This is a genomic window from Ureibacillus sp. 179-F W5.1 NHS (genome assembly GCF_045369345.1).
In the GTDB taxonomy this organism is placed as follows: Bacteria; Bacillota; Bacilli; order Bacillales_A; family Planococcaceae; genus Ureibacillus; species Ureibacillus halotolerans.
Map to the genome: position 1 here is coordinate 25273 of NZ_JBIQFG010000034.1, position 9317 is coordinate 34589.

The 9317-nt window shown below is 34.6% G+C and carries 8 protein-coding genes and 1 pseudogene; 3 read left to right on the plus strand and 6 right to left on the minus strand.

The features are described from left to right. The first annotated feature begins 305 nt into the window (after window positions 1-305). Window positions 306-685, plus strand: a pseudogene (locus ACH0B5_RS13700) (cytidine deaminase). Window positions 686-852: 167 nt separating this feature from the next. Here ACH0B5_RS13700 and ACH0B5_RS13705 read toward each other — a convergent pair. From ACH0B5_RS13705 to ACH0B5_RS13730, 6 genes are all read right to left on the minus strand, one after another. Beyond that, window positions 853-3444, minus strand: coding sequence for a calcium-translocating P-type ATPase, PMCA-type (locus ACH0B5_RS13705; RefSeq protein ID WP_341362063.1), 2592 nt, complete (start codon window positions 3442-3444; stop codon window positions 853-855). 409 nt (window positions 3445-3853) lie between these two features. Beyond that, complete coding sequence (gene ytaF / locus ACH0B5_RS13710; protein WP_122972776.1) at window positions 3854-4489, minus strand: sporulation membrane protein YtaF; 636 nt, start codon at window positions 4487-4489, stop codon at window positions 3854-3856. A gap of 145 nt (window positions 4490-4634) precedes the next feature. Further along, on the minus strand, window positions 4635-5738 hold the full coding sequence (locus ACH0B5_RS13715; RefSeq protein WP_122972777.1) for a 5-methyltetrahydropteroyltriglutamate--homocysteine S-methyltransferase: 1104 nt from the start codon (window positions 5736-5738) through the stop codon (window positions 4635-4637). Window positions 5739-5851: 113 nt separating this feature from the next. Continuing rightward, on the minus strand, window positions 5852-6763 hold the full coding sequence (locus tag ACH0B5_RS13720) for a LysR family transcriptional regulator (RefSeq protein ID WP_122972778.1): 912 nt from the start codon (window positions 6761-6763) through the stop codon (window positions 5852-5854). 265 nt (window positions 6764-7028) lie between these two features. Continuing rightward, window positions 7029-7493 carry a phage tail protein gene (locus tag ACH0B5_RS13725; protein ID WP_406927968.1) on the minus strand — a complete coding sequence of 155 codons (465 nt, stop codon included), beginning with the start codon at window positions 7491-7493 and terminating at the stop codon, window positions 7029-7031. 19 nt (window positions 7494-7512) lie between these two features. After that, a complete protein-coding gene (locus ACH0B5_RS13730) occupies window positions 7513-8004 on the minus strand; it encodes a GyrI-like domain-containing protein (protein ID WP_241559351.1) in 492 nt (163 codons plus the stop codon). Between the two features lie 105 nt (window positions 8005-8109). Between ACH0B5_RS13730 and ACH0B5_RS13735 the strand changes: the two genes are divergently transcribed. Both ACH0B5_RS13735 and ACH0B5_RS13740 read left to right on the plus strand, forming a co-directional pair. Then, window positions 8110-9072 carry a helix-turn-helix transcriptional regulator gene (locus ACH0B5_RS13735; protein WP_406927969.1) on the plus strand — a complete coding sequence of 321 codons (963 nt, stop codon included), beginning with the start codon at window positions 8110-8112 and terminating at the stop codon, window positions 9070-9072. 137 nt (window positions 9073-9209) lie between these two features. After that, a partial coding sequence (locus tag ACH0B5_RS13740; RefSeq protein WP_406927970.1) for a transposase occupies window positions 9210-9317 on the plus strand: 108 nt, incomplete at its 3' end.

Sequence of the window (9317 nt, forward strand, 5' to 3'; positions counted from 1 at the left end):
TTGAAGGTATTGTTGAAATGAACAAGATTTGTTTTTAGTACTCAGAAAAGATGTCTGTGACTAGTCATGAGAAACGTCAAAAAATCAGATACTCGTAAGTTATTGATTAGGAGCAAATTGTTGTAACTCGACTTGAAGAAGTAATCGGATTTGAGCTCTCTCCTATTATTATGTTGTGTACCAATGTGTTGCAGTCATTTGAAAGCTATTCGTTCTCAATGGACACCACCTTTGGCAAACTAGTTCTATCATTATTTTCCAAATGAGTAGACTTATAACATTTAGATGCTATTTGAGGTGTTAACATGAATATAGAAAAAAGATTATATGAAGAAGCAGTAGCACTAATAGAGAAAAGATACCCAATAGGTTGGGGCGGAGCTGCGGCAATGTACACAACAGACGGAAAAATCTTAACAAGTGTCGCTCCTGAAATTATTAATGCTTCAACAGAATTATGGTTGAAACAGGAGCTATATTAGAAGCTCATAAACTTGATACTCAAATTACCCATTCTATTTGTGTAGTAAGAGATAATGAAAAATCTGAATTTAAAATTCTAACATCTTGTGGGATATGTCAAGAAAGACTTTTCTATTGGGGACCAAACGTAAAAGTGGCTGTTTACACTCCTGAAAGAGATATTCTTTTTAAAACATTGGAGGAAGTTCAGCCTTTCCATTAGTATAAAGCGTATAGTTAATAGGTGAAAAAACTTAAATCGGAACAAGGGAACCCAAACAATTATGGAGTTCTTTTTCATTCATCTAATTATAAATAATAATAAAAAGATGGTTCAATTCGACCATCTTTTTAAATGATAAACGTATCCACTTTTAAATAGCTTTGTTTCTATTTTTTAAAGAATAATCTATGAAGCTGAATAATTATTAATGGTACAATTGCTAGCCCATAAATGGTTAACAATTGCAGTTGGTCTAGCATTGCTACATCGAATAATCCTACTATTAACACAACATTCAATAGTACAAACCCGATAAGAAAGGCAATCCACACCGAAAGATTCGAGAATAGGCCAATTTTAAATAGCGATTCTCTTGAACGACAGTTAAAGCCATGGAACAATCTTGATAAACATAATGTGGCAAAGGCCATCGTGCTGGCAACCATCGTATCACCTGTTGCTAACCCTCTTTGAAAAGCGATAATCGTGACAGCAGCAATAAGTAATCCTTCTAATCCTATTTGAGTAACAAAGCTTTTATTTAATAAAGGTTCATGTATTTTTCGAGGTTTTTCTTCCATCACCTTCTTACTATGGGGTTCTAAACCGATTGCGATCGCTGGTAAACTATCTGTTAGTAGGTTAATAAATAATAAGTGTACCGGTGCAAATGGAGAAGGTAATGCAAAAAGTGTTGCGTATAAAACTACTAATATCGCTCCTGCATTTCCAGACAATAAAAACTTAATGGCATTTTTAATATTTTCGTAAAGACTACGACCGTTGGAAATAGCTTTAACAATCGTTGAGAAATTGTCATCGCTTAATATCATCGATGAGGCATCTTTGGCAACTTCTGTGCCCATTATTCCCATTGCTACCCCGATATCAGCTTGTTTTAATGCTGGACCATCATTGACACCATCGCCAGTCATTGCCACGACATTCCCTTTTTCCTGCCAAGCTTTAACAATACGTATTTTATGTTCCGGTGATACTCGTGCGTAAACGGAGTAGTTTTCAACTTGTTCTCTTAATTCTTTATCTGATAAATTTTCAATTTCTTTACCTTCAATTGCTTCAGAAGGGTCTTTTAAAATGCCGATTTGTTTTGCAATGGCAGCTGCCGTTATTTTATGATCTCCCGTAATCATCACCGGTTTGATTCCTGCTTTAATACAATCTGCAACAGCTTGTTTTGATTCCTCTCGCGGCGGGTCCATCATTGCGACTAAACCAATAAAAATTAATCCATTTTCGTCTTTTTTGCCAATTTTAGTTGAATTCACTTCTTTATAAGCTAATGCGAGTACTCGTAACCCTTCGTTAGAAAAATTACTATTGATTTGTTTAATAATTTCTAGTTGTTTGAAAGTAATATTGGATACTCCTTGAGAAGTTCTAATTTTCACCAAACGGGGAAGCAGTACATCTACAGCTCCCTTTGTAATCATAATAGTTCGGTTGCCAACTCGATTAACAGTACTCATTAACTTACGGTTCGAATCAAAAGGTATTTCATCAAAACGTTCAAACTGCTTGCGAATATGAAGTTCATCGATGTTATATTCATTTCCTAAATGTACTAGAGCTATTTCTGTTGGATCTCCAATTTCCCGATCGCTAAACGTAACGGAATTATTACATAATAAAGCCATATGCAGAAATGTATGATGAAGTTCGTTACTAATTTGTAATTGGTCATGTTGAATAACTTCATCGTTAATTAATACCTTTTGGACTGTCATTTTATTTTGAGTCAATGTCCCCGTTTTATCTGAACAGATTACTGAAATGCTACCAAGACTTTCAACCGCATGGAGTTTACGGACAATGGCATTTTCCTTTGCCATTTTTTGAGTTCCAAATGCCAACACAATGGTTACAATCGAACTTAATGCCTCCGGAATAGCCGCAACTGCTAAGGAAACTGCGAACATAAATGAATCAACAAGCTCGCGACCACGTAAAATATCCAAGCCAAAAATAATTAAACAGATGATAATAATTCCAATGGCAAGACGCTTTCCAAATTGTTCAAGACTTACTTGAAGGGGTGTTTTCTTTTCTTTAGCACTATCTAGTAAATTTGCTATCTTACCAATTTCAGTATTCATACCAATTGACGTTACAATTGCTTTACCGCGGCCATTTGTAACAAAACTACCTGAGAAAACCATATTTATTTTATCCCCAAGTGCTACTTCTCTTTCATTAATAACTTGTGTCATTTTTTCGATTGGCAGTGATTCGCCTGTTAAAGAACTTTCGTTAATTTGTAAACTATGGCTTTCAATAATTCGACCATCTGCACTAATATAATCACCGGCATCTAAAACAAGAATATCCCCAACGACAACCTCCTTTGAAGGGATTTCAGTAACTTGTCCATTTCGAAGTACTTTTGCAACAGGGGCTGCCATTTCTTTTAAACTATCTAATGATTTTTCCGCTTTAATTTGTTGAACAGTGCCAAGTATAGCATTTAAAATGACAACAACTAAAATGACAATGGAACTTTGTACTTCCCCTAAAAATACAGAAATAACAGCGGCAACCATTAAAATAATGACTAAAAAGTCTTTAAACTGTTCTAGAAAAATTTGAATTGCACTTTTTCGTTCGCTCTCTTCAATTTCATTGTATCCATATTGTTTCTGTCTTGTTCGCACTTCATAATCCGTTAATCCTAGATGGTTTACTTCTAGTTCATTCATTACTTTTTGAACAGGTTCTCGGTAAAATTCTGTTGCATTCATAAAAATATCCCCCATATCCATGTATTTCGTTTTATCTCATGGCAAATGAAACTATTCTGTTAACATTTTATGATTTCTAGTAAGACAGAAGGATGCTATCCTTTCACTCAAATTTCCCTTAAAAAAATGACTTTCTGATTCCTAACTATTTTCAAAATGACTAGTTACTTTTATATCTATCTTTCATTTATCGCAACCATCTTTCTGTAACGTACAATAAATTATATGTATGAGAAAGATAAATATGTGAGATTATTTTCAAATGGAATATAGAATAAATGCCTAGTATAGAAGTACATTTTCTCTACTTAGAAAGGAACAATATGTTTTACATAGTAATAAAGGCTGCTCTAGAAGATTGAATACTAGCTTCTAAAACAGCACTTTTTAAAACATATAGTTTCTTCTATTACATTTTAAATAACCCGATTAATATAAGGGCAATACCTGGTAGAATAGAAAGTTTTTTAACCCAGTTCATCTTTCTAAATATTAAACCGATGTTGATGCCTACTATGACAAAAATAACACTCGAAACCGTTACGACGATAGAAAATAAAATCGGAGGTAAATCAATCAACGCCGCGCCAATACCAGCACCGAAAGAATCTAATGACAATGCTAGCCCTAAAAACAACGCTTCGATACTACTAATACTTCCCGAACGATCAAAATCTGCTTCTGTCGGCTTTTTTAATATTTTTATCATTAGTCCTAATCGTTTCATTTCAAATTCAATAACTTTTATTTCCTTTTTACTTAATTTTGAAGTACTGTCGGACGTGAAAAATTGATATAGAACCCATATCCCAATAACTACTAAAATAATCCCGCCTACTCTTTCTGCAGCTTCATAGGATATAAACAATTCGATTATCGAACCGATTCCCATAGCCAATAATAAAATGATGAAAGTGCAAGAAAAGATGATAAAGAACGATTTTAACGGTATTTTAACCTTTCGCATTCCGTATGTTAACCCAACTGTAAAACTATCAAGACTAACTGCAAAGCCTAATAGCAGTAAAGATAATACGTCACCCATGTTTTACTCCTTTCATACGCCATTACCTATTTATCGTATGAACTGGCTTATTAAAGTGATAATGATTAGGTTTACTGATTTGAATACATAAGTACTTTAAGCCACAAAAAAGGCGAACAACCTGTTAAAGTTGTTCGCCTAAATTTTAACCCCAAATCTCTTTCGAAATATCGACAATATACTTCAGCTTTGCCCATTGTTCATCCTCAGTCAGAATATTTCCGTGATGAGTAGAGGCAAATCCACATTGTGGACTAATACATAATTGCTCTAATGGTACATATTTTGTTGCTTCTTCTATTCGCGCTTTAATATTTTCCTTATCTTCTAATTCTCCGTGTTTTGATGTGAACACGCCAAGTACTACTTGCGGTCCACCATTCGGGATATATTTTAACGGGTCGAAATCTCCAGAACGGTCATCATCATATTCCAAGAAAAATCCGTTTACTTTTTCTTTTGCAAATAAAGTTGGGGCAATTTTCGCATAACTTCCTTCAAACGCCCATTTAGAACGGTAGTTTCCTCGACATAGGTGAGTCGTTATAATAAGATCTTCTGGTTTATCTTCTAGTACTCCATTTACAACACGAAGAGCTAAGTCGATTAATTCTTCACGAGAATAGCCGCTATCATTAAATGGAATTTCAGGCGCGTTCAACCCTGCAATATATACATCATCTAATTGTAAATAACGGCAACCTGCATCATAAAAAGCTTTAATCGCATCGCGGTATGTTTGGATAATATCCTTTGTATATTCTTCAATATCTGGATAAATTTCTACATTTCGAATACCGGCATTAAACAATTGGTTTGGGCTAGGGATTGTTTGTTTTGCAACTGCTCGATCACCGACAATGTCTTTAAACTCAATAAAATCTTTTATATGTGGGTGATCCGGGTTAAAGGAAATTTTGCCGATTACCCGCACATCGTATCTTTCCGTTTCCTCCCCTTTAAAGGCGAAACCATGAGCTGGAACATATCCTTCTACTCCATTTAAATGTTCGAGAAAATCCGTATGCCAAAATCTTCGGCGAAATTCTCCATCTGTAACAGCTTGTAGGCCGACTTCAATTTGCTTATCGACGATTTTTTTAATTTCTTCTGTTTCAATTGCATGTAATTCTTGCTTTGTAATATTGCCTTCTTGAAAATTCTTTCTTGCCTTATGAATTCTTTCTGGGCGTAATAAACTGCCGACATGATCTGCTCTAAATGGAGCCTTTATAAGTGTTTTTGTCATAATGTAATCTCCCTCTTTCCTTTTATTCGCTTGATGTAAAGTAAGTGTAGCATAGGGAAATTATTATAACGTAACACATAAAATCTATTTCTTGCTATAGCTTTTAACTATAACTACTGCAGCTCTTCTTCGATCGATTCTTTTAAATATTGAATATACGTATGAGCCAACGTACTATTTGTGACGTTTTTATGGGTAATATAGCCAACATGGATTTGCTCATCCACCTTTAAAGGTACAGCGATAATGTCTTTACTATTTAATTTGTGACTAATCACCCCAGTTGAAATGGTATAACCATTTAAACCGATTAGTAAGTTAAATAAAGTTGCCCGATCCGTCACCCGGATATTTTTCGGTCGAGAAAGGGTGCTAAGAATCTCCTCTGAAAAATAAAAAGAATTGTAATCTCCCTGCTCATAGGATAAATACGGATAAGGGTCTAAATCGGATAATGTTACATAGTCTTTTCTAGATAGCGGATTTGCTGAACTAATAAACACATGGGGATTTGCTGTAAATAGCTCATGGAATTGTAAATTTCCTTCCCGTAAAAACTTGTGAATAACCTTTTTATTAAATTCATTCACATATAAAATACCAATTTCACTTCGTAGATTCTTGACATCATCAATGATTTCATATGTCTTCGTTTCACGTAAACTAAATTCATACTCCTCTGGACTATATTCTTTTAATAAACGTACAAAGGCACTTACCGCAAATGCATAATGTTGAGCAGATACTGAAAAGTGTTGTTGCGGAGATCTTGTATTCGTATATCGATTTTCAAGAAGTTCTGCTTGCTCAACGACTTGCCTAGCGTACCCTAAAAATTCTGACCCTTCAGGCGTAATCAAAATCCCTTTATTTGATCGCAAAAAGATTGTTATCCCTACTTCCTCCTCCAACTCTTTTATAGCATTGGAAAGGCTAGGTTGACTAATAAACAAATTTTGCGCTGCTTTGTTAATTGAGCGACTTCGAGCTACTTCTATCACATATTTTAATTGTTGTAACGTCATATTCCATCCCTTTTCTTTCCTATTTATGTAACTAATAAAATTATACTTTAAATGCAAATAATAGAATACCTTATCAAATTATTCATTCTCCCAAAATGAAAATAGATATAAGAACTGTGGTAATTTCATAAAAATCGAACCACGCTATTCCAAATTTTCTACAAAAAAAAGAGCTCAATTTCACCTGTGGAATTGGGCTCTTTAACCGTAGCATATAATCATAATCGAATTTCTAAAAACAACGATTAATAATTAAAATAGTCTATTAATATTCCCCTTTAATGACAAAAAACGATCCTCGAATCGTTCCAGCTAATTTGGACTTTTGTCTGGCAAATTTAAACTTTCCTTCTAACTCCTTCGGTATTTCCATCCCTTCCGAAAGTTTAAAACCAACCGCTCGTTTCTTTGGGTCATCCACTGTATACATAACGTTGATCGCAAGACCATCTTCATAGAAGACGTAGGCAAACTTAATATTTTCCACTTGAAATTGTGATGTTTCTAATGGCTTCGCTGCAAACTCGATATCCCGCTCTTCTTTTAAAATTCGATTCACATAATCAAGGGTTTCTTGGCTTTCACTAGCTGGAACAACCGTAAATTCATGCTTGTATTTGTTCATAAAGTAACGGGCTTCATTAGCACGTAAACCAGCTAATGATTCTACTACAGGTGAAGATTCTAATCCAATTGTAGACACATTTTTAAAATCAACAATAGAAGTCATTTCCATCCCTCCGGTAATTTTATCGTCTGACGACAGGAATCCAAATTTCGCCAAAAACAATTCCATCGCGCTGTCCCATCTCAACCGTTGCATTTGGTCCACCGACATAGGCAAAATCCTTTGCTTCTGGCAAGACTTGACCAAAGGCAATGCCTGTCAGTTGGTTATTCAATTCATTAATAGACGTTCCTTCGCCTTTTACAACGAGGTATTCCCCTTTAGGGAATTGAATTAATCTCGATTCGCCTAATTCCGGTGCCTCCTCTTCTGTTATAACGCCAGCATAATACATCATCTTGTTATTGACCGCCTCATTCACTGCAAAAATGTAATCATTCGTAGCGATGGCTTTTAATGCATCGAGTTTTCCATCTTCGCTGAAATTTTTCCAAAAATCTGCTTTTTCTTTGTTAAAACCGGCAAAATCTGTGTAATTGCTTTTTAACTCAGTTCCAAAACCTAAAACGATAAAACTTTCTTTTTCTTCTAATTTGTAATTTTCCATTTTCATAACCTTCCTTTTTTTAAAATTAATCAAATGATTTTGACTCATTCACTTGATACGTTTATGATAAGCTTAAATCATGTCAAAAAATGATACTGTTTAGGAGCCGAAATGAAAAAAGTTGAACGAATTAATATTATTATGCGGTATATAAACAACCGCGCCCATTTTACAATTTCTGAACTCATACAAGAATTCAACATCTCTCGTTCGACGGCTATTCGAGATATTCGAGAAATTGAGGCGATGGGGATGCCACTTGTTGCTGAAGTTGGCAGGGATGGGGGCTATTTTGTCATGCACAATTCTGTCCTTCCCGAAGTTCGGTTTACAGATAATGAAGTGAAAGCCCTTTTTATTGCCTTTATGGCCACAAGAAATCAACAACTTCCCTATCTAACAAGCCGACAATCTTTAGCTGAAAAATTACTCGGCTTAATTTCAAAAAATCAACAAGATGATCTTGTTCTGTTAAATCAAATTTTACTATTTGAAGGAACCAATCCAAATAATCCTGATTTACTGGAGCTATCTGATCTCCCCCACCCTATGTTGGAAAAACTCATTCAAATCTTACTTTTGGAAAACTATTTACAGATTACCATGAATGAAGAGGATGGCGTGAAAACTTATCCAATTTATCTTTTGCACCTTTATAAAGAAAAAAGCGTTTGGATGATTGAAGGCTTTAACTTAAAGGAAGAAAGAAAACAAATTTTTCCTGTCGACAATCTCACCGATGTCATTGTCTATCCTTCGAAAAAAAGAGTAAGTAGGAAAAAGATTTTAGAAAAATTAAGGCATCAGGAAGAAGTATTCAACCTTGTCCTTGAAATAGGCCCTAAAGCAATCTCCCAGTACAAAAAGTATCATCCTTTTAAAGTTTCAATTTCCTATACGAATCCTTACCAAACGACAGCAATTTTAAAAACTTTTATTAATGTAAATAAAACAGAAGACCTGATTGAATTCACAAATTGGTTACTTTTCCTTGGCACAGATATTAAAATTAGAGAAATGCCAGAAGAAGTGTTAGAGCTTATAAAAGAAAGATACTGCTTATTCTTTCCATAAGTACTGGCTTTGCTATTTCCAATTTATTACTCTATTATTAGTCGGAAGAGCTAAAAAATGAATCGGTTACACTAAGTTGGACAGATACTATAAGGGCTAGTAGACTAAACATACTAACCTAAAGGGAGCCTGCTATTATGCCACGTCAACGTCGAACTTTTACAACAGAATTCAAATTACAACTAGTAAAGCTTTATGAAAATGGAAAGTCTCGTGCAGATATCTGTCGAGAATATGAAATAACG

Bases quoted from the DNA above. Each gene is read 5' to 3' on its own strand.
- ACH0B5_RS13720 (WP_122972778.1), bottom strand. From the start codon at position 6,763: ATGACGTTACAACAATTAAAATATGTGATAGAAGTAGCTCGAAGTCGC.
- ACH0B5_RS13725 (WP_406927968.1), bottom strand. From the start codon at position 7,493: ATGACTTCTATTGTTGATTTTAAAAATGTGTCTACAATTGGATTAGAA.
- ACH0B5_RS13715 (WP_122972777.1), bottom strand. From the start codon at position 5,738: ATGACAAAAACACTTATAAAGGCTCCATTTAGAGCAGATCATGTCGGC.
- ACH0B5_RS13730 (WP_241559351.1), bottom strand. From the start codon at position 8,004: ATGAAAATGGAAAATTACAAATTAGAAGAAAAAGAAAGTTTTATCGTT.
- ACH0B5_RS13735 (WP_406927969.1), top strand. From the start codon at position 8,110: ATGAAAAAAGTTGAACGAATTAATATTATTATGCGGTATATAAACAAC.
- ytaF (WP_122972776.1), bottom strand. From the start codon at position 4,489: ATGGGTGACGTATTATCTTTACTGCTATTAGGCTTTGCAGTTAGTCTT.
- ACH0B5_RS13705 (WP_341362063.1), bottom strand. From the start codon at position 3,444: ATGAATGCAACAGAATTTTACCGAGAACCTGTTCAAAAAGTAATGAAT.